Source organism: Cryobacterium sp. N22, from assembly GCF_002929555.1.
Lineage (GTDB): Bacteria > Actinomycetota > Actinomycetes > Actinomycetales > Microbacteriaceae > Cryobacterium.
This window is the reverse complement of sequence record NZ_PJJP01000032.1, coordinates 102,625-126,665: the sequence shown is the minus strand read 5'-3', so window position 1 is coordinate 126,665 and position 24,041 is coordinate 102,625. Positions and strand designations below refer to the sequence as shown.

General features: G+C 68.1%; 22 protein-coding genes and 1 tRNA gene. 11 read left to right on the top strand and 12 right to left on the bottom strand.

The window, feature by feature from the left end; translation table 11 throughout:
• Positions 1-38: 38 nt before the first annotated feature.
• Complete coding sequence (locus CXY76_RS08080; protein ID WP_104163725.1) at positions 39-281, bottom strand: cell division protein CrgA; 243 nt, start codon at positions 279-281, stop codon at positions 39-41.
• Between the two features lie 72 nt (positions 282-353).
• Here CXY76_RS08080 and CXY76_RS08075 point away from each other — a divergent pair, with 72 nt between their 5' ends.
• The 3 genes from CXY76_RS08075 to CXY76_RS08070 are packed head-to-tail and all read left to right on the top strand — an operon-like array spanning position 354 to position 1,990.
• The gene (locus CXY76_RS08075) at positions 354-1,148 is read left to right on the top strand and encodes a class E sortase (protein ID WP_104163724.1); all 795 of its coding nucleotides are present in this window, start codon (positions 354-356) and stop codon (positions 1,146-1,148) included.
• A 45-nt stretch (positions 1,149-1,193) separates the two neighbouring features.
• On the top strand, positions 1,194-1,355 hold the full coding sequence (locus CXY76_RS19530) for a hypothetical protein (RefSeq protein ID WP_199190233.1): 162 nt from the start codon (positions 1,194-1,196) through the stop codon (positions 1,353-1,355).
• On the top strand, positions 1,352-1,990 hold the full coding sequence (locus CXY76_RS08070; protein ID WP_104163723.1) for an aminodeoxychorismate/anthranilate synthase component II: 639 nt from the start codon (positions 1,352-1,354) through the stop codon (positions 1,988-1,990). Before CXY76_RS19530 ends, CXY76_RS08070 begins: the two co-directional genes overlap by 4 nt.
• Before the next feature lie 159 nt (positions 1,991-2,149).
• Here CXY76_RS08070 and pknB read toward each other — a convergent pair whose 3' ends face one another.
• From pknB to CXY76_RS08035, 7 genes are all read right to left on the bottom strand, one after another.
• On the bottom strand, positions 2,150-3,847 hold the full coding sequence (gene pknB / locus CXY76_RS08065) for a Stk1 family PASTA domain-containing Ser/Thr kinase (RefSeq protein WP_104163722.1): 1,698 nt from the start codon (positions 3,845-3,847) through the stop codon (positions 2,150-2,152).
• A gap of 81 nt (positions 3,848-3,928) precedes the next feature.
• A complete protein-coding gene (locus CXY76_RS08060) occupies positions 3,929-5,680 on the bottom strand; it encodes a protein kinase (RefSeq protein WP_104163721.1) in 1,752 nt (583 codons plus the stop codon).
• Entirely contained in the window at positions 5,677-7,128 is a 1,452-nt protein-coding gene (locus CXY76_RS08055; RefSeq protein ID WP_104163720.1) for a penicillin-binding protein 2, read from the bottom strand. Before CXY76_RS08055 ends, CXY76_RS08060 begins: the two co-directional genes overlap by 4 nt.
• Positions 7,129-8,529, bottom strand: a complete 1,401-nt coding sequence (locus CXY76_RS08050; protein ID WP_104163719.1) for an FtsW/RodA/SpoVE family cell cycle protein — start codon at positions 8,527-8,529, stop codon at positions 7,129-7,131.
• Positions 8,513-9,742, bottom strand: coding sequence for a PP2C family serine/threonine-protein phosphatase (locus tag CXY76_RS08045; RefSeq protein ID WP_104163718.1), 1,230 nt, complete (start codon positions 9,740-9,742; stop codon positions 8,513-8,515). Before CXY76_RS08045 ends, CXY76_RS08050 begins: the two co-directional genes overlap by 17 nt.
• Positions 9,743-9,745: 3 nt before the next feature.
• On the bottom strand, positions 9,746-10,339 hold the full coding sequence (locus CXY76_RS08040) for an FHA domain-containing protein (protein WP_104163717.1): 594 nt from the start codon (positions 10,337-10,339) through the stop codon (positions 9,746-9,748).
• On the bottom strand, positions 10,336-11,082 hold the full coding sequence (locus CXY76_RS08035; RefSeq protein WP_104163716.1) for a DUF3662 and FHA domain-containing protein: 747 nt from the start codon (positions 11,080-11,082) through the stop codon (positions 10,336-10,338). Before CXY76_RS08035 ends, CXY76_RS08040 begins: the two co-directional genes overlap by 4 nt.
• 216 nt (positions 11,083-11,298) lie before the next feature.
• Here CXY76_RS08035 and CXY76_RS08030 point away from each other — a divergent pair.
• The 4 genes from CXY76_RS08030 (at position 11,299) to mtnN (ending at position 13,964) form a co-directional block, all read left to right on the top strand.
• Positions 11,299-11,382: transfer RNA gene (locus tag CXY76_RS08030), tRNA-Leu, on the top strand.
• Positions 11,383-11,650: 268 nt separating this feature from the next.
• Entirely contained in the window at positions 11,651-12,586 is a 936-nt protein-coding gene (locus tag CXY76_RS08025; protein ID WP_104163715.1) for an aldo/keto reductase family oxidoreductase, read from the top strand.
• A gap of 170 nt (positions 12,587-12,756) precedes the next feature.
• Positions 12,757-13,209 carry an S-ribosylhomocysteine lyase gene (locus CXY76_RS08020; RefSeq protein ID WP_104163714.1) on the top strand — a complete coding sequence of 151 codons (453 nt, stop codon included), beginning with the start codon at positions 12,757-12,759 and terminating at the stop codon, positions 13,207-13,209.
• Positions 13,206-13,964, top strand: coding sequence for a 5'-methylthioadenosine/S-adenosylhomocysteine nucleosidase (gene mtnN / locus CXY76_RS08015; RefSeq protein WP_104163713.1), 759 nt, complete (start codon positions 13,206-13,208; stop codon positions 13,962-13,964). Before CXY76_RS08020 ends, mtnN begins: the two co-directional genes overlap by 4 nt.
• Positions 13,965-14,051: 87 nt before the next feature.
• On the opposite strand, the gene CXY76_RS08010 is transcribed toward mtnN, so the two are convergent.
• From CXY76_RS08010 to CXY76_RS08000, 3 genes are all read right to left on the bottom strand, one after another.
• Positions 14,052-15,158, bottom strand: coding sequence for an alcohol dehydrogenase catalytic domain-containing protein (locus tag CXY76_RS08010; protein WP_199190240.1), 1,107 nt, complete (start codon positions 15,156-15,158; stop codon positions 14,052-14,054).
• Between the two features lie 215 nt (positions 15,159-15,373).
• Complete coding sequence (locus tag CXY76_RS08005) at positions 15,374-17,890, bottom strand: glycoside hydrolase family 65 protein (protein ID WP_104163711.1); 2,517 nt, start codon at positions 17,888-17,890, stop codon at positions 15,374-15,376.
• Positions 17,887-18,615: an HAD family phosphatase gene (locus CXY76_RS08000; protein ID WP_255408468.1), complete on the bottom strand. Its 729-nt coding sequence runs from the start codon at positions 18,613-18,615 to the stop codon at positions 17,887-17,889. The genes CXY76_RS08005 and CXY76_RS08000 overlap by 4 nt, the downstream gene beginning before the upstream one ends.
• Before the next feature lie 193 nt (positions 18,616-18,808).
• Here CXY76_RS08000 and CXY76_RS19740 point away from each other — a divergent pair, with 193 nt between their 5' ends.
• Both CXY76_RS19740 and fmdA read left to right on the top strand, forming a co-directional pair.
• The gene (locus tag CXY76_RS19740; RefSeq protein ID WP_255408467.1) at positions 18,809-19,315 is read left to right on the top strand and encodes a zinc ribbon domain-containing protein; all 507 of its coding nucleotides are present in this window, start codon (positions 18,809-18,811) and stop codon (positions 19,313-19,315) included.
• Between the two features lie 37 nt (positions 19,316-19,352).
• On the top strand, positions 19,353-20,609 hold the full coding sequence (gene fmdA, locus CXY76_RS07990) for a formamidase (RefSeq protein ID WP_104163709.1): 1,257 nt from the start codon (positions 19,353-19,355) through the stop codon (positions 20,607-20,609).
• Between the two features lie 37 nt (positions 20,610-20,646).
• Here fmdA and CXY76_RS07985 read toward each other — a convergent pair whose 3' ends face one another.
• The gene (locus tag CXY76_RS07985; RefSeq protein ID WP_104163708.1) at positions 20,647-22,137 is read right to left on the bottom strand and encodes an MDR family MFS transporter; all 1,491 of its coding nucleotides are present in this window, start codon (positions 22,135-22,137) and stop codon (positions 20,647-20,649) included.
• 161 nt (positions 22,138-22,298) lie between these two features.
• On the opposite strand from CXY76_RS07985, the gene pnuC reads away from it, so the two are divergent.
• Positions 22,299-22,946 (top strand): nicotinamide riboside transporter PnuC, encoded by a 648-nt coding sequence (gene pnuC / locus CXY76_RS07980; protein WP_104163707.1) that lies wholly within the window; start codon positions 22,299-22,301, stop codon positions 22,944-22,946.
• On the top strand, positions 22,939-24,036 hold the full coding sequence (locus tag CXY76_RS07975; RefSeq protein ID WP_233199644.1) for an AAA family ATPase: 1,098 nt from the start codon (positions 22,939-22,941) through the stop codon (positions 24,034-24,036). The genes pnuC and CXY76_RS07975 overlap by 8 nt, the downstream gene beginning before the upstream one ends.
• The last annotated feature ends 5 nt before the right edge of the window (positions 24,037-24,041 follow it).

Here is a 24,041-nt window from a genome sequence, read left to right as displayed (position 1 = left end):
TGGTTAATTCACGCGGAACGGGTGGTGAACAACCGGGCTCAGCGCCAGCGGGTGGTCATCAGGAAGCCGATGAAGGCGATCCCGAAACCGACGAGGATGTTCCACGACCCGAACGCTGCGACGGGCAGGGCGCCCTGGCTCACGTAGAAGACGATGATCCAGGCCAGCCCGATGAGCATGAAACCGAACATCACCGGCTTGAACCAGACGGCGTTCGGGGCGTCCTCGCCCGCGCGGGCCTCGGGGCGGGCGGGCTTGGTTCGGGGATTTGTGCGTGCCATGCCTGCGATTCTAGCGTCACTGCCTGCGCGGACCTGCGGATCTCCATGTTCGGCCCGATTAGAATCGACTCCATGACCGAGCCGGCCAAGACCGAAGTTCCGGCCCTGCGCGGGCGGAGAGCCCAACGTGGGCCGAAGGCGCGGGTGCGTCCCCGGGTGAGCGTCTTCGGGGTCCTCGGTGAACTGTTGATCACCGGCGGAGTGCTCGTGCTCCTCTTCCTCGGTTGGCAGCTTTGGTGGAACGACGCCGTGATGGCCGCCTCCCAGTCGCGTGCGGCGGAGTCGATCAGTCAGGGCTGGGTCGACGAGGTCAAGCCGGACCCGGCACCGGCGGCCGAGACGGGGTATGGCGACCCCGTGGTTGCCACGGCCCCTGCTGATCAGTCGGCTTTCGCCGTGCTCTACGTGCCGCGCTTCGGCGACACCTACAAGCGCACCATCGCCGAGGGTACCGGCACGAACGTGCTGAACAGCCCCGACCTCGGCATCGGCCACTACCCGGGCACCCAGATGCCCGGCGAGGTGGGTAACTTCGCGATCGCGTCCCACCGCAGCGCCAATGGCGGCGGCATGCACCTGATCCACGAGCTGCAGCTGGGCGACGCGATCTACGTGCAGACCGCCGACGGCTACTACACCTACAGGTTCCGCGACCTGGAGTACGTGCCGCCGAGCGCCGTCGAGGCCATCGCACCGGTTCCGCACGACCCAGACGGCACAGCAGTGGACCGGCTCATCGCCCTGACCACCTGCAACCCGCTGTTCTCCACCGCGGAGCGGATCATCGCCTACGGTGTGTACGAATCGTGGCAGCCGACCTCAGCAGGTCCGCCGGCCGAGCTGGCGGCTCTGCTCCCCGCCGCCTAGCGGCCCTCCATCCACCCGCGACACAGCAGACCGAAGGAACATCCGATGTACGCAGCAATCTGGCGCCTCATGCCCGGGCCGGTCTGGGTGCGCATCCTGCTCGTTCTCGTGCTCCTGGCCGCGGTGCTCTATTCACTCGCCACCTGGGTATTTCCCTGGGTCGACACGATGGTCAACAATCAGGAAGTGACGGTGGGCGCCCCATGACCCGCATCCTTGTAATCGATAACTACGACAGCTTCGTCTACACGCTCAACGGCTACCTGCGCGAGCTGGGCGCCGAGACCGTTGTGGTGCGCAACGACGCCTTCCCGGCGACCGAGATGGCGGCCCGCCTCGCCGAGTTCGACGGGGTGCTGGTCTCACCCGGACCGGGCAAACCGTCTGACGCCGGGGTGTCGATCGCGGCCGTGGAAGCGGCCCTCGCGGCCAACCTGCCGTTGTTCGGGGTGTGCCTGGGCCATCAGGCCATCGCCGAGGCCTTCGGCGCCACAGTGACCAACGCCGAAGAGCTCATGCACGGCAAGACCTCGCAGATCACGCACGACGGCAGCGAGTTCTACGACGGGGTCCCCCAGCCCTTCACGGCAACCCGGTACCACTCCTTGGCGGTAGTGAACGGGACCGTCCCCAGCGACCTCGTCGTGACGTCGCGCACCCAGGGCGGCGTGATCATGGGACTGCGGCACGTGTCGGCGCCGATCCTCGGGGTGCAGTTCCACCCGGAGTCGGTGCTGACGGAGGGCGGCTACCTGATGGTGGCCAACTGGCTGGCGCTGGCCGGCTTACCGGAGGCGCGCGAGACGGCCAAGCATCTCACCCCGATGCTCAAGCTCAACTGAGAGTTGCCCCAAGCCCGCCCTGCGGAGCGCTCCGATCCGTTGGTCGAGCTTGTCGAGACCCGGCAGCCTGTCCTGAGGACTGCGTGACGGGTCGACGGTGTTGCCTACGTGGTCTCGACAGGCTCGACCAACGGCGGGTTGGGACCCGCAGGCGGCTGGTTAGCCGGCGCAGTAGGTGAGGACGACCTCAGACTTCTGCGGCACGTCACCGGGCGGCAGCGACTGCTCAGTGACCGGTGAGCCGTCCACGCTGTCACATGTGTAGTCGGGCTCCAGGTCCAACTCCAGCTGCGTCTTGTCGGCCTGCAGGAGCGCGGTGGCGGCGGTGAGGGCCTGGCCGACGACGTTGGGCATGGTCACCAGGCCGCTGGACACCGTGAAGTCCACTGTGGAGCCGACCGGCGTCTTCTCTTCCGGGGCCGGGATGGTTTCCAGCACGATGCCCTCCGGAACGTCCGCGGAGTTCTCGGTGGTCACCGAGCCGGAGACGAAGCCGCGTTCGGTGAGGAACGGTTCGGCCGCAGAGAACGGCTGAGTGGTGGTGTCGGGCATGTCCACAAGCTCAGCGCCAGACGATACGAAGACCTTGACGACCGTGGCTGGCGGCGCGATGGTGCCGGACGGCGGATCGGTGCGGATGACCTCGTCCTTGGCTACGGTGGGACTGCTCTCTTCGGCCTTCGTGGCCGCGAGATCCAGTTCGAGCAACGCATCCTGGGCATCGTCGTAGTTGTAGCCGGTGAGAACCGGAACCCGGCGTGACGAGTCGGGCAGGTCGTTGTTGGGGGTGAGGCTCAGCGCCCAGAACATCACGGCGATGACGATGACGATGACACTGACGATGCCGGCCCAGATCCAGATCACCGGGGGGCGACGCTGGGTACGGTCCATGGTCTGGTCTTCGGCCAGCTGCTTGAGGGCGAGCTCCGAACTCGACTCCACCTCCGGACGCGCGCCGAACAGGCCGCCGGCGACATCGTCGGCCGGACGTTTCACGGGAATGTGGCCCGCCCCGGCCGTCTCGACATCGTTGCGGAACTCCACGGCGCTCTGGTACCGGCCGAAGCGATCCTTGGCCAGGGCGTGCACGACGACGGTGTCCAGCGCCGGCGACACCTTGGGGTTGATGGAACTGGGCTTGACCGGGGCTTCGCTGACGTGCTGGTACGCAACGGCGACGGGGGTGTCGCCCCGGAACGGCGGACGGCCGGTGAGCATCTCGAAGAGCACCACGCCGCTGGAGTACAGGTCGGTGCGGGCATCCACCGACTCGCCCTTGGCCTGTTCGGGGGAGAAGTACGAGGCGGTGCCGAGGATGGCGGTGGTCTGGGCGACCGTCGTGGCCGAGTCGGAGATGGCCCGGGCGATACCGAAGTCCATCACCTTCACCTGACCGGCCTTGGTGATCATGATGTTGCCCGGCTTGATGTCCCGGTGCACCACGCCGGCACGGTGCGAGTACTCGAGGGCGGTCAGGACCCCGTCGATGATACGCACGGCCTCGACGGAGTCGATCGGACCCTCACGGATGATGTCCTTGAGCAGACGCCCGTCGACGAACTCCATGATGATGAACGGGATCTGCGACTCGGTGCCGTTGTCTTCGGTGATGGTTTCTTCGCCGGCGTCGAAGACCCGCACGATCGTCGGGTGCGCCATGCGCGCGGCCGCCTGGGCTTCCTGGCGGAACCGGGTGCGGAAGGCGGGGTCGGCGGCGAGTGAGGACTTGAGGAGCTTGATGGCCACCGTGCGGCCGAGCCTGGAGTCGGTGCCGATGTGCACATCGGACATGCCGCCGCGGCCGATAGACGCCCCCACGCGGTATCGACCTGCAAGCAGACGGCCCTCATCACTCAATGCAAAACTCCCTGCTCGCGGACAATGTTGATCATTTTAGCCAAGATCCGGTGGGCCCCGGCGGGCGCCCACCGGCCGTACCTACCCTGCGGGGGTGGTGGCGGCCGGGGTGGGCACCGGGTTGGGCACGACGGGCGCCGTGACGGTGACCGTGGTGGCGCCCGAGTAGTCGGAAGCCGTCTCGCCGCAGAAGTACCGGAACTTCAGGGTGAAGTTGCCGGTGCCGGCCGTGACGGTGGTCGTGGTCGTGTCCGGCCCGGTGGGAGCAGGGGAGGAGACCCCGTTGCCCTCGGCGAGCAGCTCGTAGCCGGAGAGATCCTGACCGGCCGGGCAGGACTGCCCGGGCCAAGTGACGGTGACGGTGCCGGCGGGCGCGACGGTGGATGGCGTGGCCGTTGGTGTGCCTGAGGGCGCGTCGGGTGCGGCCGGAACGAAGTCGGAATAGACCCGCACCGTGATCTCGGTGCCCTCGGCGACCCGCCCGGTGGGGTTGATGCCGTAGACGATGTCGGCCTGGCCGTCTTCCGGTGCGGCCTTGTCGGCCACAACGTTGGCGCTCAGGCCGAGCTCGCTGAGCTTGTCCCGTGCTTCGGAGCTGGTCAGCCCGAGGAAGTCGTTCTGATCAAGCTCCACGGACGTGGATGACGGGGTCGGCGTGGGAGTGGGGGTGGACTTCGGCGGAGACGGCGCCTGAGAGCTTGCCGTGGGTTCCGGTTCCGGCGTGGCGGTCGGCTGCATGAACAACGTCACCAGGGTGCCGACCAGCACGAGGCCGAGAATGGAGATGAGCGCGATCAGCGGCCAGGTCCAGGGACTGCGCTTCTTCTTCTTCTTGGGATCGGCAGCGGCTGCGGCGGCGGCGGCCTCAGCGCGGGTGCCCGGCTGTGTTGCGGCGCCGGCGGCCGGCATCAGCTGGGTGGTCTGGTCGTTGCCGGCACCGGGCATCAGCATGGTGGCCGCTGTGGGCGTGAGGCCCGACATGACGGCCGGCACGGATGCGGCGGCCGCCGCGACGTCACCGCGGCGAAGCGCGATGGCGGCACGAGCCAGGTGCGCCGCCGAGGCGGGGCGCTCGGCCGGGTTCTTGGCCAGGCAGGAGATCACCAGGTTGCGTACCGGCTCCGAGACCGTTTCGGGCAGGGGTGGTGGCTGCTCGTTGATCTGCGCCATCGCGATCGCGACCTGCGATTCGCCCGTGAACGGGCGCCGGCCGGCGAGGCTTTCGTAGGCGACGATGCCCAGGGAGTAGATGTCGGTGGTCGGCGACGCCGAGCGTCCACTCGCCTGCTCGGGCGAGAGGTACTGCACGGTGCCCATGACCTGGCCGGTCGCGGTGAGCGGAACCTGGTCGGCGATGCGTGCGATGCCGAAGTCGGTGATCTTGACTCGGCCTTCCGGCGTGATCAGCAGGTTGCCCGGCTTGATGTCACGGTGCACGAGACCGGCCGCGTGTGCGGCGTGCAGCGCGGCGGCGGTCTGGGCGACGATGTCGAGGACCTTGTCGGCGGGCAGCGTGTGCTCGCGCTCGAGGATCGTGGAGAGCGCCTCACCGGGCACCAGCTCCATGACGAGGAAGGCGCTGCCGTCTTCTTCGCCGTAGTCGAAGACGTTGGCGATACCCTCATGGTTCACGAGGGCAGCGTGCCGGGCCTCAGCGCGGAAGCGCTCGAGGAATCCGGGGTCGCCCAGGTATTCGTCCTTGAGGATCTTGATGGCGACAGTGCGCCCGATCACCAGGTCGACGGATTGCCAAACCTCGCCCATACCGCCGATGGCGATGCGGGATTGCAGCTCGTATCGTCCCCCGAAGGTGAGCCCTGCTGTGGGTCTCATTTATTCAGCACCGCCTCTAGTACCTGTTTCGCTATCGGTGCGGCAAGCAAATTGCCGTACCCCGTCTGACCGAGTCCCCCGCCATCTTCGATGAGAACGGTGATCGCGTATTGCGGATCTGCTGCGGGGGCGAATCCGGTGAACCACAGTGTGTATGGGTCATCGGCGCCGTTCTCCGCAGTCCCCGTTTTTCCCGCCACGTCGACTCCGTCTATTCTTGCATTGCTCGCGGCCCCGTCCTGGACCCCGTTGACCATCATCTGGGTCATCGTCGCCGCGGTTTCGGCGCTGAGCACGCGGTCGGCGGCGACGGGTTCGAAGGTCTGCAACGCGCTGAGGTCCGGAGCCAGGATCTCGTCGACCAGGTTGGGCTGCATTTCGATACCTCCATTGGCGATCGTGGCTGAGACCAGGGCCATCTGCAGCGGCGTGGCACGCACGCTGGTCTGGCCGAAAGCCGACAGCGCGGTCTGCGCGTCGTCGGGGTCTTCGGGGTACTCACTGGCGGTGACCGACAGGGGGATGGTGAATTCGGAGTTGAAACCGAACTTCTCCGCCATGGCCCGGATGGCGTCGTCGCCGAGCGCCAGGCCGAGCTCGGCCATGGGGATGTTGCAGGACAGTCGCAGCGCCGTGGCGATGGTGACGGTGTCGCCCGAACCGCAGGTGCCGCCGCCGGAGTTGATCACGACGGAGCTGGAATTGGGCAGCGTGTAGGTCGGCGGGTTCGGGAAGGTGCTCTCGGGGGTGAACTGGCCCGATTCCAGGGCGGCGGCCACCACCACGAGCTTGAAGACCGAGCCGGGCGGGTTGAGCGAGTTGATGGCCCGGTTGATCAGGGGGCTGCCCGGGGCGTTGACGAGGGCGTCGTAGGTGTCGTTGACCGCGGCGCTGTCGTGCACGGCGAGGGTGTTGGGGTCGTAGCTCGGCTTGGAGACCATCGCGAGCACCCGGCCGGTCTTGGGTTCGGTGACGACCACGGAGCCGGTGTTGTCGCCCAGGGCGTCCCAGGCGGCCTGTTGTGCGACCGGGTCGATGCTGGTCTCGACCGAGGCGCCCTTGGGGTCCTGACCGGTGACGAGACTGGAGACCTGGTCGAAGAACTGCGCATTCGAGGTGCCGCTGAGCTCGCCGTTGAGAGCCTGCTCCAGCCCGGTGGGGGCGCCGTTGACGGGGATGAAGCCGGTGATCGGGGCGTAGAGCAGGCCGTTGCTGTAGGTGCGCTGGAACTTGTAGTTGTCGTCGACCGGCATTGACTGGGCGATGGGCTCACCACCGGCGAGGATCGCGCCGCGCTCGACGGAGTAGGCGTCGAGGAGGGTACGGGTGTTGCGGTCATCCGCCGCGAGGTTGTCGGCTTGGAAGACCTGCACGACGGAGGTCGATCCGAGCAGGGCGGCGAACATGAGCATCACCACGAGGCTCACGCGCTTGAGTTCACGATTCATCTAGACCACCAGCCGAGGTTGGTTGCGCACAGTGTCGGACAATCGCAACAGCAGGGCGACGATGATCCAGTTGGCGACGAGGGAGGAGCCACCGGCGGCCAGGAACGGGGTGGTGAGGCCGGTGAGCGGGATGACGCGGGTGACACCGCCGATGACGATGAAGCACTGCAACGCGATGACGAAGGAGAGCCCGACGCCGAGGAGCTTGCCGAAGTCGTCCTGGCCGGCGAAGCCGATGCGGAAGCCGCGGGCGACCAGGAGCAGGTACAGGGCCAGGATCGCGAAGATGCCGGCCAGGCCGAGTTCTTCGCCGAGGCTGGCGATGATGTAGTCGCTCTGGGGGACCGGGGTGAGCTCCGGACGGCCCTGGCCGAGGCCGGTGCCGATCAGGCCGCCCTTGGCGAGGCCGAAGAGACCCTGGACAAGCTGGTAACTGCCGCCGTCGGCGTCGTACACGGCCGGGTTGAGCGCGTCCAGCCAGTTGGTGAACCGGCCGTTGACGTACTCGAGGGTCTGGCTGGCGATGAGGGCCCCGCCGAGGAACAGGGCCATGCCCAGCAGCACCCAGCTGAGCCGGCTGGTGGCGAGGTAGAGCATCACCAGGAACAGGCCGAAGTACAGCAGGGCGGTGCCCAGGTCGCGCTGGAAGATGATGACCGACATCGACAGGGCCCAGACGACCAGGATCGGGCCGAGGTCGCGCAGGCGCGGGAAACGCATCCCCAGGAACTTCTTGCCGACCATGGAGAGGCTGTCGCGGTTGCGCACGAGGTAGCCGGCGAAGAACACGGCCAGGGCGATCTTCGCGATCTCACCGGGCTGGAAGGTGGCGAACGAGCCGAAACCGATCCAGACCCGCGCACCGCTGACCTCACGGCCGAGGCCCGGAACGAGCGGCAGCAGCAACAGCAGCACACCGACGAAACCGGCCACGTAGGTGTACCTGAACAGCACCCGGTGGTTGCGGATGATGAGGATCACGGCGATGGCGCAGGCGATGGCCAGCCCGCTCCACACGGTCTGTCGCACGGCGGCGCTGGCCCAGCCGGCCTCCTCGTTGGCGATGTCGATGCGGTAGATCATCGCGATGCCGATGCCGTTGAGCAGGGTGGCGATGGGCAGGATGAACGGGTCGGCCTCCCGCGCGACGAAACGCAGCACGATGTGCATCGCGAAGACCAGGCCGGACAGGCTCGCGCCCAGCAGCACCAGGGTGGTGTCGATCTGGCCGAGCGCGCCCAGCTGCACGAGCACCACGGCGCCCAGGTTGATGCCGCAAGCGAGGATCAGCAGGAACAGCTCGAGATTGCGCAGCTTCTGCGGCAGGTGCAACCGGCGGACCTTGCCGGTCTGCGGGGCGGCCTCGCGGGCATCCGTGGGCGACTTACTCTGCCGGGGCATTGCTCAACCGTTCCACGATGAGTTTGGCGTCTTCCAGGGACGACGCGTTGATGGTGCGCTCCACCAGTTGGCGGTCGTAGACGCGCAGCTGGTTCAGCTCCAGGTTGGTGTCTTCGTAGACGCTGGAGAGTTTGAGGGGGCCCAGGTCTTGCTGGATGCCCTGGTAGATCGCGACGGTGCTGCCTTCGACGCCGACGAAGTACCGGCTCTGCGTCCACTGGTAGCCCAGCAGCGCGGCACCGACGATGGCCACGATGAGCAGCACGATGGCGGCCAGCCAGGTGACCTTGCGGCGGGTGGCGCGGCGTGCGTCTTCCTCGATGAGCTCGGACAGGTAGTCCTGGGAGTCGGGTTCGAAGTGGGTTTCGCGCACCGGGTGCAGGCGCAGCGACGGGATGCGCGGGGCGCGGGTGCGCACCGGCTCCTCACCGAAGGCCAGCGGAGCGGCGGCGGAACCGACCACGATCGGCTCGCCAAGTCGTTCTCCGCCGGAGCCGATGTCGACGACGACGATGGTGACGTTGTCGGGCGCACCGCCGTCCAGGCTTTCCTTGACCAGGCGGTCGGCGACGGCCTGCGCGTCGAGCGAGGACTTGAGGGCGTTGGCGATGCCGGTGTTCGACACCACGCCGCTGAGCCCGTCGGAACAAATCAGCCAGCGGTCGCCCGCGCGGGTGGCCAGGATCGAGGTGTCGATCTCCGGGGAGGACTCGACGTCGCCGAGCACCCGCATCAGCACCGAACGACGCGGATGCACCATGGCTTCGGCCTCGGTGATGCGGCCACTGTCGACGAGACGCTGCACGAAGGTGTGGTCGGTGGTGATCTGCGACAGCTCGCCGTCGCGGAACAGGTAGATCCGGGAGTCGCCGATATGCGCGATGGCGACCTGGTCGTCGAGAACCACCAGGGCGCTGACGGTGGTGCCCATGCCGGTGAGTTCGGCATGCTCGAAGACGGTCTCGGCCAGCTGCGAGTTCGCGGCGATCAGCGCCGCCTGCAGCGCGAACTCGGCGTCCTGGGCCGACAGGTAGGCCGTGTCGGCCTCCATGATGCGCTTGGTGGCGATGGCAGAGGCCACGTCACCACCGGCGTGTCCGCCCATGCCGTCGGCCACGACGAACAGGGTGTGTCCCGCGTACCCGGAGTCCTGATTGTTGGACCGAATCTTGCCAACGTTGGACGCGGCTGCGCTGTGACTAACCGATGCCATGCACTACCGCCGAAGCTCGAAGCTCGTCGCGCCGATTTTCACGGTGGTGTTCAGCGGCACCGACGTGGGCACGGCAACACGTTTGCCGTCGAGGAAGGTGCCGTTGGTGGAATCCAGGTCCTGCACCATCCAGTCGTCATGCCACAGCATCAGCCGGGCGTGGTGGGTGGAGGTGTAGTCGTCGCGGATGACCAGACTCGAATCACTGGACCGGCCGACGGTGACGGGTTCGGTGCCGAGCGGGAACTCGGTGCCGGCCTTGGGTCCGGAGGTGATGACCAGGCGGGTGGCGGTCTGCGTGGTGGCCTTCTCGGGCCCGGCCGGCGGGAGCGGCGCGGCGTTCTGGCGGGAGAACTGCTCGGTGGGCGCGGACGCCGAGGCCGCCGGCGGCTGCGCGAACGCTCCAGCGGGGACCGGGGCGGGCGGCGGGGTGGCGAAGGGCACGGGAGCCGCGGCGGGCGCATCCGTGGACATCTTGCGCACCCGCTGGCCGAACAGGTCGCTGCGCAGGGCGTAGACGATGCCAAAGATGAACAGCCACAGCACCAGCAGGAACGCCAGGCGCAGGACGAGCAGGGTCAGTTCACTGGGATTCATGCGTTCGGCCCCCAGAAACCGCCCATGTCGTGCCGTTGGGTGGACTCGTCGACCCGGCGGGCCTGGGAGCGTTCGGTGCCGGGCTGGGCCACGACCCTGAAGACGATGCTGGTGCGCCCGATGGTGATGACCGAGTCGGGCTCGAGGATGGCCTGCTTGACGGGGGAGCCGTTGAGCTGGGAGCCGTTGGTGGAGCCGAGGTCGCGCACCTGGGCGCGGGCGCCGTCCCAGATGATCTCGACGTGGCGGCGGGAGGTGCCGGTGTCGTCGATGGTGATGTCGGCGTCCGAGCCACGGCCGATGACCGTGCGGGACTTGACGAGCTGGTGACGGTGACCGTTGATGTCCACGACCGGCGTCCAGGCCACCGAACCATTGACCGAGCTGGAATCGATCTGCACCATGCCCTCGCTGAGGCCGGGGTCATTGGCGAACGTGATCGAGACGACGCCGGTGAACTGATAGCCCTGCGAAGACGCGTGCTGCTGCACGAGCTGGCTGAGTTCGTCGATGAGGGCGTGGCCCAGATCGCTCATGCGGCGGAAGTCCGCCTCGGCCAGACGCACGGTGAAGCGATTGGGCGCGAGGATGCGGTCCCGCGACACGACCGCGGCTTTGGTGTCGAGCTCACGACGCAGCGCTGAGGTGATTTCCACCGGCTGCACGCCCGACTTGAAGGTCTTGGCGAAAGCACCGTTTACGGCGCGCTCAAGACCTTTCTCAAAGTTATCCAGTATGCCCACAGGTCTCCCGATCCGGTCCGTTTGGCTATGAGCATGTTACTTGCCTCACGTGTTAACTCGCCCAACGGGCGGGTCAGAGCACGGGAAGTCATCCTACGGGGGTACCGGGGTAAGACCACCAAAAGGGGGTATTCCACGGGTTCTGGGGGCGGGAGAGACGGGTGGGCAGCCTCGAATGGCGTTTCGGCCCTGCGGAATGCTAGGATTTCAAAGTTCGCGCGAGTGGCGGAATTGGCAGACGCGCTGGCTTCAGGTGCCAGTATTCGAAAGGATGTGGGGGTTCAAGTCCCCCCTCGCGCACAGTTAGTAAGTGCACGATGGATGAACAATCTGCGCGAACAGGAAAGGCCCCCGGGATACCGGGGGCCTTTCGTCATTCCCGGGGTGAATGAGGCACTCGATCCTCAGTCACTCTCACAGCGGATTCACCTGTTCTGGTTCTCAATGGCATCGGTGAGTGTTGTTTTACTTCTGCACCGAGCGTCCCTACGGTGGAAACACACCGCAGCGGCGCGAGAGGCTCGATCGTGCAGCACCCGCCGCCGGTGCATCACCTGAGAGGACCACTGTGAAGCGTTTCACCATGCCCGGAACCGAGATCGTCGCCCCGAACGTTGTGCTCGGCCTGATGCGGATCTCGGAAAAGACCGACGACGAGGTGCGCGAACTGGTGCGCACCGCCCGCGACGCCGGCATCGACTTCCTTGACCACGCCGACGTCTACGGCACCGACCTGCACGGCTGTGAGCGCCGGTTCGCCGAGGCGATGCGTCTGACGCCGTCCCAGCGGGACGAGCTGACCATCCAGACCAAGACCGGGATCGTGGGGGAGGGGCCGTACTTCGACTTCTCCTATGAGCACATCATCGAATCGGTGGACGGGTCCCTGGCCGCGCTTGACACCGACCACATCGACATCCTGCTGCTGCACCGCCCCGACGCGCTCGTCGAACCGGAAGAGGTTGCGCGGGCGTTCGACGAGTTGGAAGCCGCCGGCAAGGTGCGCGCCTTCGGCGTCTCCAACCACACCCCACGCCAGATCGACCTGCTGAAGAAGCACGTACGCCAGCCGCTGGTGGCCAACCAGCTGCAGCTGTCGATCACCCACGCGCCGATCGTCGCGCAGGGTGTGGCGGCGAACATGGCCGGCGAACAGCAGTCGGCCACCCTCGACGGCGGCGGGATCCTGGACTACTGCCGGCTGAACGACATCACGGTGCAGGCCTGGTCGCCGTTCCAGGCCGGCTTCTTCACCGGGGTCTTCCTCGGTTCACCGGAATACCCCGAGCTCAACGCCGTCATCGACCGCCTCGCCGCCGCCTACGACGTGCCCGCGATCGCCATCGCCACGGCCTGGATCACCCGGCACCCCGCGCAGATGCAGGTGGTGCTCGGCACCACCAGCCCCGAGCGGGTCGCCGCGGCCGCGTTGGGTTCGGAGATCCCGCTCACCCGCGCCGAATGGTACGAGCTGTTCCGCGCCGCCGGATACCGGGTGCCCTAGGCACCTCTCAGCCGGTCACACGGTCGTCCGGCTCCCGGGTGACCATCGGTTCAGTATCAGCATCCCGTCGGCCCAGGGGTGCGCCGGGCCCGCCTGTTACTGTCGATGGGTCACCCGGAACCGGGCCGACACCACTGTTTGCAGGGAGAGCTCACGTGAACCAGCCGCGCATGAACGTCGAGTCGTTCAACCTCGACCACCGCACCGTCGTCGCGCCGTATGTGCGCCTGGCCGACACCAAGGTGCTGCCGCTGGGCGATGTCATCGTGAAGTACGACGTGCGCTTCACCCAGCCCAACGTCGCCCACCTGGAGATGCCGGCGGTGCACTCGATCGAGCACCTCTTCGCCGAGCACTCCCGCAACCACTCGGCGCGGGTCATCGACTTCTCGCCGATGGGCTGCCAGACCGGTTTCTACCTGATCCTGCAGGGCCAGCCGGAGTTCACCGAGGTGCTCGAGCTGATCGAGGCCACCATGACCGACATCCTCGGCGCCACCGAGGTGCCGGCGGCCAACGAGGTGCAGTGCGGCTGGGGCGCGAACCACTCGCTCAGCGCCGCACAGGAGGCCGTGACGGTGTTCCTGGCCGGCCGCGACGGCTGGTCCAACGTCACCGCATGAGCATCGTAGATACCCTCGGCACCAGCAGCCCGGACTCGATCGGCCCCGACGCGATCGTCCTGGTCGCGATGGCGGAAGAGGCCGCACCGTTCCTGGCGGCGGCCACCGGGGTTGCAGAACCGGTCACCGTGGGCAAGGCCCTGCAGTACCGGCTGACCCTGGCCGGCCGCGACGTGCTGCTCGTGCAGGGCGGCATCGGCCTGGTCAACGCGGCCGGAGCGGCGACATCCGCGATCCTGACCGCCCGGGCGGCCGACCCGGCCGCGACGCCGCTGGTGATCAGCGCCGGCTCGGCCGGCGGCGTGGGCGTGCAGGTGCGGGTCGGTGAGGTCGTGATCGGAAGCGAATGCCTGAACAGCGACGCGGATGCGCGCCCCTTCGGGTACGCGCTCGGCCAGGTGCCCGGCATGCCGGCCCGGTATGACGGTGCGGCCACGGCCCTCGACGCCGCGGAATCGCCGACCCGGATGCCCGACGGCTCCGCAGTGGTCGTGCAGCGCGGTCTGATGGTCTCCAACGACAAGTTCGTGGGCGCCGAGCTCGCCGAGAGCCTGCGCGAGCTGTTTCCGGGAGTGCTCTGCACCGATATGGAATCGGTGGGCATCGCGCAGACCTGCTTCGCCTACGGGGTGCCGTTCGTGGCCATCCGGGGCATCTCGGACCTGTGCGGCCCGGTGGGCGATCACCTCACCCACGTGGACGATGCGGCCGAGCGGTCCGCCGTGGTGGTGCTGGAGACCCTGCGACACCTCTAACTGTTGCCCGTCCGGACAATTGCACCCGGTGCGCCGGGCGCACTTGTCCGCAGCGGTAACAGTTGCGGCCCGGATGGAGCGGGCGCCTCAGCCGAAGAGGATGATCTGCCGCACGGCGTTGCCCTCGGCCAGGGTGTCCATGCCCTCGTTGATGTCCTCGAGCCGGATGTGGCTGGAGATGAGGCTCTCAACGGGAAGTTTGCCCTCTCGCCAGAGGTTTGCATAAAACGGGATGTCCCGGGCGGGAACGGCGGAGCCCAGGTAGCTGCCGACGATTGTGCGCGCCTCGGCGGTGATCGTGAGTGGGGACACCGATGCGAGCTGATCGGCGGCGGGCAGCCCCACCGTGACGGTGGTTCCGCCGGCAGCGGTGATGCGCACGGCGGTCTCGAAGGCACGCGGATGCCCGGCCGCCTCGATGACCACGTTCGCCCGGATGCCCTGCTCGAGGGCGTCCTCCGGGGTGTACACCGAGCCGGCGCCGAGCTCGATGGCCTGGTCGAGCTTCGCGTGCACCGAATCGATGCCGATGACCTCGGCCACGTCGAGGGAGAGCGCCGTGATCAGGGCGGCCATGCCGACGCCGCCGAGCCCGACGATGGCGACGGTGTCGGTGGGGTGGGGCCGGCCCGCGTTGATGACGGCGCCGCCGCCGGTGAGCACCGCGCAGCCGAGGACGGCGGCGATGTCCGGCGGCACGTCGTCGTCCACCGGCACCACCGAGAACCGGTTGACGACAGCGTGGTCGGCGAACGCGGAGACGCCGAGGTGGTGGTTCACCGGGATGCCGTCGTGGCTGAGCCGGCGGGCGCCGCCGAGGAGGCTTCCCACGTTGTTGGCGGCGCTGCCCGGGATGCAGGGCAGCTTGCCGTCGGTGTGGCAGCCGGCGCAGTCGCCGCAGCGGGGCAGGAACGCCATCACCACGCGTTGGCCGACCCGGAGGTCGCCGACCCCGGCACCCAACTCCACGACCCGGCCGGCCGCCTCGTGGCCGAGCAGCATCGGGGTGGGCCGCACCCGGCTGCCGTTGACGACCGAGAGGTCGGAGTGGCAGAGGCCCGCGGCCTCGATCTTGACGAGGATCTCGCCGGGACCCGGGCCCTCGAGCTGCAGGTCGAGGATCTCCAGCGGCCGTGAGGTCCGGTAGGGCCGGGCGGCTCCGGTGGAGCTCAGGACCGCACCGCGGATGCCCAGCGGCGGCCGGGTCTGGTCGGCGGGCGGGACGGGTGCGACGACGGTGTCGGAATCCACGGTGATCTCCTCGGTGAAACGGTAGTCATCCAAGTATCGCTGGTGGGTGCGGGTGTGACGATCGGTCACGGGGTCTCGACAAGCTCGACCAACGGTGCGGCGGACAGAGAAAGGGCCGCGCATCCGGGTGGATGCGCGGCCCTTCGGCTGTGCGACCGCTAGTCGAGCGTGGGCATCTGCTCGGTGATGTGCGCGATCGTGGGGATCGACGAGGTGATCACGGTGCCGTCGGCGCGACGGGTGTCCTCGATGAGCGCCGCCGTGGGAGCACCGGGGTCGCGAGCGCCCTGGTGCGACAACGGAACGGTCTCCGGCTGGCCGGCAGTCACGATGACCTGCAGGCCGCGCACGGTGAGCCGCGCCTCGGTGCCCTCCTCGATGCTGAGGTGCACGCTGGACTGCGTGATCGCCACGCGCAGGCGGGAGCCCTTCAGCGTGACCCTGAAGACCAGCTCATCCCAGTCCTCCGGCAGGCGCGGGTCGAGCGTGATGCGCCCGCTGTGGTCGCGCAGGCCACCGAACCCGTAGACCAACGCGCTCCACACGCCACCGGCGGATGCGACGTGCACGCCGTCCTGCGCGTTGTGGTGCAGGTCGGCGAGGTCCACGAACAGCCCGGAGGTGAAGTAGTTCAGCGCCAGCTCGTGGTAGCCCACCTCGGCGGCGATGATCGACTGCACGACATCCGACAGCGTGGAGTCGCCCGTGGTCAGCGGGTCGTAGTAGTCGAAGTCGGCGCGTTTCTCTTCCGGCGTGAACTGGTCGCCCTGCAATAGCAGCGCCAGCACCACGTCGGCCTGCTTGAGCACCTGGAACCGGTAGATCACCAGCGGGTGGTAGTGCAGCAGCAGCGGCCGGTTCTCCGGCGGCGTCGCGGTGAGGTCCCAGCGTTCCTTCTCGAGGAACTGGGCGTCCTGCGGGTGGATACCGAGGTTGCGGTCGAAGGGGATGTGCATCGCCTCGGCGGCGAAGGACCACTCCATCACCTCGGCCTCATCGAGCTTCAGCCGCGCGGACATGGAGTCGAACGAGGCCCGGTCGACCGAGTACAGCCGGCGCACGCTCTTCACCGCGGCGCGCAGGTTGGAGCGGGCCATGATGTTCGTGTACAGGTTGTCGTTGACGACGGTGGTGTACTCGTCGGGGCCGGTGACGCCGTGGATGTGGAAGACGTCGTTGCCGTTGCCGCGCCAGAAGCCCAGGTCGGCCCACATCCTGGCGGTCTCCACCAGGATGTCGATGGCTTCGCGGGCGAGGAAGTCCTCGTCGCCGGTGGCCGAGACGTACTGGCTCAGCGCATAGGAGATGTCGGCGTCGATGTGGTACTGCGCCGTGCCGGCCGCATAATACGCGCTGGACTCGAGCCCGTTGATGGTGCGCCACGGGAACAGTGCGCCGAGCTGGTTGAGCTCGGTGGCGCGGGCGCGGGCGTGGTCGAGCATGCCGTGCCGGAACCGCAGGGCGTTCCTGGCCGCGTTCGGTGACGTGTAGGTGAGGAACGGCAGCACGTAGACCTCGGTGTCCCAGAAGTAGTGTCCGCCGTAACCGGACCCGGACACCCCCTTTGCCGAGACACCCTGGCCGTCGGCGCGCATGGACGCCTGGGCGAGCTGGAAGAAGTTCCACCGGGTGGCCTGCTGCAGGGCCGGCTGGCCGGGCAGCTCGACATCCGTGCGGGCCCAGAACGCGTCGAGCCAGTCGCGCTGCTCCTGGACGAGCGCGGCGACGCCGGCCTCCTTGGCGCGGTCGAGGGTGCGGTCGCAGCGGTCGGCGAGTTCGTGCGTGGGCACCCCGGCCGAGGTGTGGTAGCTGAGCAGCTTGGTGATGCGGATGGGGTTGCCCATCTTGGCCTTCACCTTGTACACGTGCTTGGCCAGGTCGTCGCCCAGCTGCGACGACTCGTCGAAGTCGTTGATCGTGTCGATCGAGTGGTCGGACGCCGTGGCGATGGTCATGCCCGAGTTGGTGCACCGGAAGCCGAGGATGTAGCGGCCGTTGTTGGCGCGCTTCAGCCGCGGCTGCAGCACCCGGTCTGTGAACGTCTCGGCGCGGCGGGGATCCCAGTCGTTCGCCGAACCGGACTTGGGCCGGTCGTACTCGCCGATGCCGTCCTGCCGGTTGAGGGTCTGGCTGGAGATGACGACCGACGCGTCGGCGTCGAGCATGGTGACCTCGTATTCGAGCACGGCGAGGTGGCGTTCGGTGAACGAGACCATGCGACGCGAGCGGATCAGCACCTGCTTGCCCGACGGGGTGCGCCAGACCAGCGACCGCGACAGGATGCCGTCGGCGAAGTCGAGCCGGCGCTCGTAGCTGAGCAGCTCGGCGAGGGTGAGCACCAGGGGTTCGTCGTCGACGTAGATGCGGATGATCTTCGCATCCGGTGCGTTGACGATGGTCTGGCCGACCCTGGCGAAACCGAATGCCTCTTCGGCGTGACGGATGGGCCAGGTCTCGTGGAACCCGTTGATGAAGGTGCCGTGCACGTGGCCGTCGCGGCCCTCGTCCACGTTGCCGCGAAGCCCCAGGTAGCCGTTGCCGACGGCGAACAGGGTCTCGGTGCGGCCCATGTCGTCGCCGGAGAAGTCGGTCTCCACCAGTGCCCACTCGTCGAGCGGGAACCGGCTGCGATCGAGCGGGTCGGACAGGTTCTGGATGGTCGCGTCAAGCGTCATGCGCGGACTCCGCTCGGTGTCAGGACGGTGCTGCCGATCAGCGGCAGGAGTTCGTCGAGGTCGGTGACGACGGTGTCGGCCCCGGCGTCGAGGAGCACGTGGGAGCCGACGCCGCGGTCGACGCCGAGCACCAGGCCGAAGTCGCCGGCACGGCCGGACTGGATGCCGGACTCGGCGTCTTCGACGACCACGCACTGGGCGGCGGTGAGGCCGAGCAGCTCGGCGGCGAACGCGTAGGTGTCCGGGGCGGGCTTGCCGGCGAGCTTTTCGGCGCGGGCGCGGACACCGTCGACGACGATCTCGAACCTGTCGCGGAGGCCCGCGGCGGTGAGTACCATCTCACCGTTGAGGGAGCTGGTGACCACGGCGACCTGCAGGCCGGCGGCGACCACGGCGTCGAGGAACCGGAGCGAACCGGGGTACGGGCTCACGCCATCCTCGGCGAGGGTCTCGTTGAAGGCCTTGTTCTTGCGGTTGCCGAGACCGCAGACGGTCTCGAGCTCCGGCGCATCCGTGGGATCACCGTCGGGCAGGGTGAGGCCGCGGGAAGCCAACAACGACCGCACGCCGTCGTAACGGGGTTTGCCGTCGATGTAGCCGAAGTAATCGGCGTCGGCGTAGGGCTTCACACCCTTCGACTCGAGGAATGGGGTGAACAGGCGCGACCAGGCGCTCATGTGCACCTCGGCGGTGGGGGTGAGCACTCCGTCGAGGTCGAAGAGCACGCCGCGCGCGCCCAGGACCCGGTCTCGGGTCTCAGCTGGCGTAAGGGGGGAGTGGGGGGAAGTCAATGTGGAGCCCTGCTTGGTAGGTGCGTGAAAAAATGGCTAAAACCGGGTAGTCGAGCTTGTCACTTGCACTGTGGATCACGAAATTCTTCGGGGGCGTCGTCTCGGGTCAGACAGACGGAGCACGTGCATGTCGATCCTAGGTCTCGGACCTGTCCAACGTGGTGCCGAAGTGTTAACGTTCTGTTGCCAATCTCCCCGCTTCGACCGAATCAGCCGGTCCCGTGCCGTTGTTGACTTCGGGTGTCACCCCGAATATGTTCACACGACGGTCCAGAACCAGGTCAGAGAAGCGCACCAGCGATGCTGCGACACCGGGAGAAGACGACGATGCAGTGGACAACCCGTGCCGATATATGAGTTCAGGTGCGACGTCTGCGCCCGTTTCGAGCAGACGCACCCGATGGGCTCGGCCCCGGACACCGTCGACTGTCCCACCTGCCGGGCGCCCGCGCGCCGCCTGATGAGCGCCCCCCACCTGTCCGCGGTGGGGTCCGCCGCGTTCGGCCTGATCGATTCGACTGCGCGCAGTGCCTTCGAACCGGAGGTGGTCGAGTCCGCCCTCCCGGGACGACGGTCGGGCGCCGGTGCGCAGTTCACGGCCAATCCGCTCCACAGGAAACTGCCGCGCCCGTAGTTCGCCTACCCGCGGCACCGAAAAAGAGGGGTTCCACATGCCAGAGCAACTGTTCCCGTTGGATTCGAGCAGGAAATTCGAAGACCAGGAGAAGGTGGGGCACAACCGGTGGCATCCGGAGGTCCCACCGGTCGCAACTGTCAAGCCCGGCAGTTCCTTCAGGGTCGACTGCCGGGAGTGGTTCGACGGCGCGATCGTCAATGACGACTCGGCCGAGGACATCCTCAACGCCCCATTGCTCACCGTGCACAAGCTCAGCGGGCCGTTCGCGGTGGAGGGAGCGAAGCCGGGCGACCTCCTGATCGTGGACATCCTGGACGTTGGCCCGATCCCGCAGGAGGATTCCGGCCCCCTCGCCGGTCAGGGCTGGGGATACACCGGCATCTTTTCCCGGAACAACGGCGGTGGCTTCCTCACCGAGCAGTTCCCGGATGCCTACAAGGCCATCTGGGACTTCACCGGGCAGGTGGCCTCGTCGCGGCACATCCCGGGAGTCTCGTTCACCGGATTGATCCATCCCGGCCTGATGGGCACGGCCCCCTCAGCGAAGCTGCTCGCCACCTGGAACAAGCGCGAGGGTGCCCTCATCGCCACGGACCCGCACCGGGTGCCGCCGCTGGCGTTGCCGCCGGAGGCCGAACACGCGGTGCTGGGCAGCCTGCCCGCGGCCGAGTTCGCGCGGGTGGCCGGTGAAGCGGCCCGCACGGCGCCGCCGAGGGAGAACGGCGGGAACCAGGACATCAAGAACCTGTCGAAGGGCACCCGGATCTTCTACCCGGTGTTCGTCGACGGCGCGAACCTGTCCCTGGGCGACCTGCACTTCTCCCAGGGGGACGGCGAGATCACCTTCTGCGGTGCGATCGAGATGGGCGGCTTCATCGACCTGCGCGTCGACATCATCCGCGGCGGCATGGAGACCTACGGTGTGGGGGAGAACGCGATCTTCCTGCCGGGCACCGTCGACCCGCGGTTCAGCCAGTGGCTGGCCTTCTCGGGCACCTCGGTGACCCTGGACGGGGAGCAGAAGTACCTGGACTCGCACCTGTCCTACCAGCGGGCCTGCCTGCACGCGATCGACTACCTGACGAAGTTCGGCTACAGCCCGGAGCAGGCCTACCTGCTGCTCGGGGCCGCGCCCATCGAAGGCCGCCTGTCGGGTGTGGTGGACATCCCCAACTCGTGTTCGACCGTGTACATCCCCACGGCCATCTTCGACTTCGACGTGCGCCCGTCGGCGGCCGGGCCGTTCCAGATCGAGCGGGGGATGGGAGCGCCCCGGGCCGCCAACCGGTGACCCGGGCTCAGCGCCCCTGAGGTCAGTGCGCCGACGGTCAGTGCGCCATCATCGGCGCGTCGAGCGTGTCGGTGACCGACGCGGCCGGCTTGCGGATGAAGAACGCCAGCGGGATCGCGAAGAGCGAGATGATCGCGCCGTAGATGAAGGCGCTCTGGGTGCCCGCCGCCGTGGCGGCGACCTCGCCGGCGCCATTGGCGATCTGGGTCGCCGCGGTGGAGGACATCACCGTGACGAACAGGGCGGTGCCCGCGGCGCCGGCCAGCTGCTGGGCGGTGCCGACGACGGCGCTGCCGTGCGAGTACAGCGAGGGCTTGAGGGAGGCGAGCGCCGAGGTGAACAGCGGGGTGAACAGGAACGCCAGGCCGAAGCTCAGGGCCACGTGGGCCACGAGCACCCACCAGACCGGTGTCGTGGCGGTGAGCATGGTGAGGAACCAGAACGCGCCGCTGACAATGATCGACCCGGGAACGAGCAGCACTGTGGGGCCGAACCTGTCGTAGAACCGGCCGACGAACGGGGCGAGCAGGCCCATCGTGAGACCGCCGGGCAGCAGCATGAGGCCGGTGGTCAGCGCATCCAGGCCCAGCACGGTCTGCATGTAGATCGGCAGCAGGATCAGGGTGCCGAACAGGGCCATCATGCTCACGGCGAGCATCACGATGGCGAAGCTGAAGGTGCGCGAGACGAAGGTGCGCAGGTCGAGCAGGGCCCGGTCGGTGCGCTGCAGCGCGAGCTGGCGCCAGACGAACAGGGCGATCGCCACGACGCCGATGCCCAGCGGCACCAGGCCGGCAGCGGCGTTGCCGGTGGCGGATTCGCCGAGGTTGCTCAGCCCGTAGACCAGGCCGCCGAAGCCGAACGCGGAGAGGATCACCGAGACGACATCCAGGGGCACCGCGATGGGCTCGGTGACGTTCTTGATGCGGGCGGCGCCGAGCGCCAGGGAGCCGAGGGCGATCGGCAGCACGAGGATGAACATCCAGCGCCAGTCGAGCACGCTGAGGATGAGGCCGGAGATGGTGGGGCCGATCGCCGGGGCGACCGAGATGACGATGGAGATGTTGCCCATGGTCTTGCCGCGGGCGGCCGGCGCCACCAGGGTCATCACGGTGGTCATCAACAGCGGCATCATGATCGCGGTGCCCATGGCCTGCACCACGCGGCCCACGATGAGCACCTCGAAGCCCGGCGCGATGGCGGCGATGAGGGTGCCGGTGCTGAACAGGGTCATCGCGGCGAGGAAGACCGGGCGGGTGTTGAACCGCTGCAGCAGGAAGCCGGTGATGGGGATCACCACGGCCATGGTGAGCATGAACGCGGTGGTCAGCCACTGGGCGGCGCCGGCGGTGATGTTCAGGTCTTTCATCAGGTGCGGCAGCGCCACGCCCATGATGGTCTCGTTGAGGATCACGACGAACGCCGAGACCAGCAGCAGCGAGATGACAAGCTTGGTGCCGGCGGCATCCGGGGCATTGCCGGTCGGCGCGACGGGCGCGGGGGCGGTGGTGACGGTGGAGTCAGTCATCGGGGTCCTAACGGAACGGGCTCAGGTGCGACCCCGGTGTGAGGTACCCCTGTTTCAACCAGAAACCGCCGGTTATGTTCCCGAATCGGACAATTGCGTCCGGCGCACCGGGACCAATTGTCCGCACGGGGAACAGTTGCCGGTCTTTTAGGATGGGGAGCATGGGGGAATGGCTGATCGACAACTGGACCGAGGTCGTGGGGTTCGGAACCGGGGCCGCGTGCGTGTGGTTGGCCGCGCGCCGCAACATCTGGACCTTCCCGCTCGGCATCGCGAACAACCTGGTCTTCATCGTGCTGTTCTTCGGCGCCGCGCTCTACGCGGACCTCGGCCTGCAGATCGTCTACCTGGTGCTCGGGGTGATGGGCTGGCTGGGCTGGTCCCGGCACCGGGCCGCCGACGACCGCGCGCTGATCGGCCGGATGCCGCGGCGCGCCATCCTGCCGCTGGCTGTGGCCGCGGTGGCCGGCACCGCGATCATCGCCTACGCCCTGCATTCCTACACAGACTCCACCACCGAGATCGCGGATGCCGCCACCACCTCGGTGAGCCTGGTCGCCCAGTACATGCTCAACCGGCGCTGGCTGGAGAACTGGTTCGTCTGGATCGCCGTCGACGTGGCCTATGTGGGCCTGTTCCTCTATAAGGGGCTGAACATCACCGCCGCCCTCTACCTGCTCTTCATCGGCCTGTGCGTGATCGGGTTGCGCGGCTGGCTGCGGGCTCGCCGGGAGCAGACGGCGAGCGACGCCGAGGAGCCGGGCGCCCTGCCTCGCCAGCCGGTGCCGGCCGGCACGACAAGTGCCTGACCCGTTGCCGGAGCCTGAGCCCGCGGCCCGGTTCGGGCACGGCCTGGTGCTCGGCAAGTTCTACCCGTTGCACGCCGGGCACTCGGCCCTGATCCGCACGGCCCTCAGCCGCTGCGACAGGGTCACCGTGCAGCTGTTCGGTGCCAGCCAGGAGTCCATCCCGCTGAGCGTGCGCGAGGAGTGGCTGCGCGAGGAGCACCCCACCGCGCACATCGTGAGTGCCATCGACGACGCCCCGGTGGACTTCGACTCCGCCGACGCCTGGGACGAGCACATGGTGCCGATCCGGGCGCTGCTCGACGCCCCGGTCGACGCCGTGTTCTCCAGCGACGGGTACGGCGCCGAACTCGCCGCACGCCTGGGCGCCTCGTGGGTGCAGGTCGACCCCGGCCGGCGGCACACCCCGGTCTCCGGCACCGCGATCCGGGCGGATGTGCCGGGCCACTGGTGGGCGCTGGCCCCCGCCGTGCGCGCCTGGCTGACCCCGCGGGTGGTGGTGCTCGGCGCCGAATCCACCGGCTCCACCACCCTCGCCGAGGCCCTCGCCGGCCACTACGACACCGAGTGGGTGCCGGAGTACGGCCGCGAGCACAGCGAAACCCGGGTGGGCGGCCTGGACACCCCGTGGCGGAGCGACGAGTTCGACCTCATCGTGGACCGGCAGATCGGCTGGGAGAACCAGGCCCTGCGCCGGGTGCCGCGCCCGCTGCTGCTCTGCGACACCGACGTGCTGGCCACCACCCTCTGGCACGAGCGCTACGTGGGACTGACCCCCGCCGGGCTCGTGGCGCGCGCCGCTGCGCATCCGCCCGCGCTGTACCTGCTCACCGGGGACGAGATCCCGTTCGTGCAGGACGGCCTGCGCGACGGCGAGCACATTCGGCACGACATGCAGCACCGGTTTCGGCAGACCCTGGCCGGGCAGCAGGTGCCGTGGCTGGAGGTGACGGGGTCGGTGCCGCAGCGGGTCGCGCAGGCCGCCGTGGCCATCGACCGGATGCTCGCCGGCGCCTTCGACTTCGCGCTGCCACTGGAGCAGCAGGCCGCGCTCGAGCTCGCCGCTGCCGGATCCGCCGAGCCCGCCCGATAGGCTGA

Bases quoted from the DNA above. Each gene is read 5' to 3' on its own strand.
- CXY76_RS19530 (WP_199190233.1), top strand. From the start codon at position 1,194: ATGTACGCAGCAATCTGGCGCCTCATGCCCGGGCCGGTCTGGGTGCGC.
- CXY76_RS08050 (WP_104163719.1), bottom strand. From the start codon at position 8,529: ATGCCCCGGCAGAGTAAGTCGCCCACGGATGCCCGCGAGGCCGCCCCG.
- CXY76_RS08005 (WP_104163711.1), bottom strand. From the start codon at position 17,890: ATGACGCTTGACGCGACCATCCAGAACCTGTCCGACCCGCTCGATCGC.
- CXY76_RS08075 (WP_104163724.1), top strand. From the start codon at position 354: ATGACCGAGCCGGCCAAGACCGAAGTTCCGGCCCTGCGCGGGCGGAGA.
- CXY76_RS07985 (WP_104163708.1), bottom strand. From the start codon at position 22,137: ATGACTGACTCCACCGTCACCACCGCCCCCGCGCCCGTCGCGCCGACC.
- mtnN (WP_104163713.1), top strand. From the start codon at position 13,206: ATGAGCATCGTAGATACCCTCGGCACCAGCAGCCCGGACTCGATCGGC.
- CXY76_RS08040 (WP_104163717.1), bottom strand. From the start codon at position 10,339: ATGAATCCCAGTGAACTGACCCTGCTCGTCCTGCGCCTGGCGTTCCTG.
- CXY76_RS08060 (WP_104163721.1), bottom strand. From the start codon at position 5,680: ATGAGACCCACAGCAGGGCTCACCTTCGGGGGACGATACGAGCTGCAA.
- CXY76_RS08070 (WP_104163723.1), top strand. From the start codon at position 1,352: ATGACCCGCATCCTTGTAATCGATAACTACGACAGCTTCGTCTACACG.
- fmdA (WP_104163709.1), top strand. From the start codon at position 19,353: ATGCCAGAGCAACTGTTCCCGTTGGATTCGAGCAGGAAATTCGAAGAC.
- pnuC (WP_104163707.1), top strand. From the start codon at position 22,299: ATGGGGGAATGGCTGATCGACAACTGGACCGAGGTCGTGGGGTTCGGA.
- CXY76_RS08055 (WP_104163720.1), bottom strand. From the start codon at position 7,128: ATGAATCGTGAACTCAAGCGCGTGAGCCTCGTGGTGATGCTCATGTTC.
- CXY76_RS19740 (WP_255408467.1), top strand. From the start codon at position 18,809: ATGTCGATCCTAGGTCTCGGACCTGTCCAACGTGGTGCCGAAGTGTTA.
- CXY76_RS08080 (WP_104163725.1), bottom strand. From the start codon at position 281: ATGGCACGCACAAATCCCCGAACCAAGCCCGCCCGCCCCGAGGCCCGC.
- CXY76_RS08020 (WP_104163714.1), top strand. From the start codon at position 12,757: ATGAACGTCGAGTCGTTCAACCTCGACCACCGCACCGTCGTCGCGCCG.
- CXY76_RS08045 (WP_104163718.1), bottom strand. From the start codon at position 9,742: ATGGCATCGGTTAGTCACAGCGCAGCCGCGTCCAACGTTGGCAAGATT.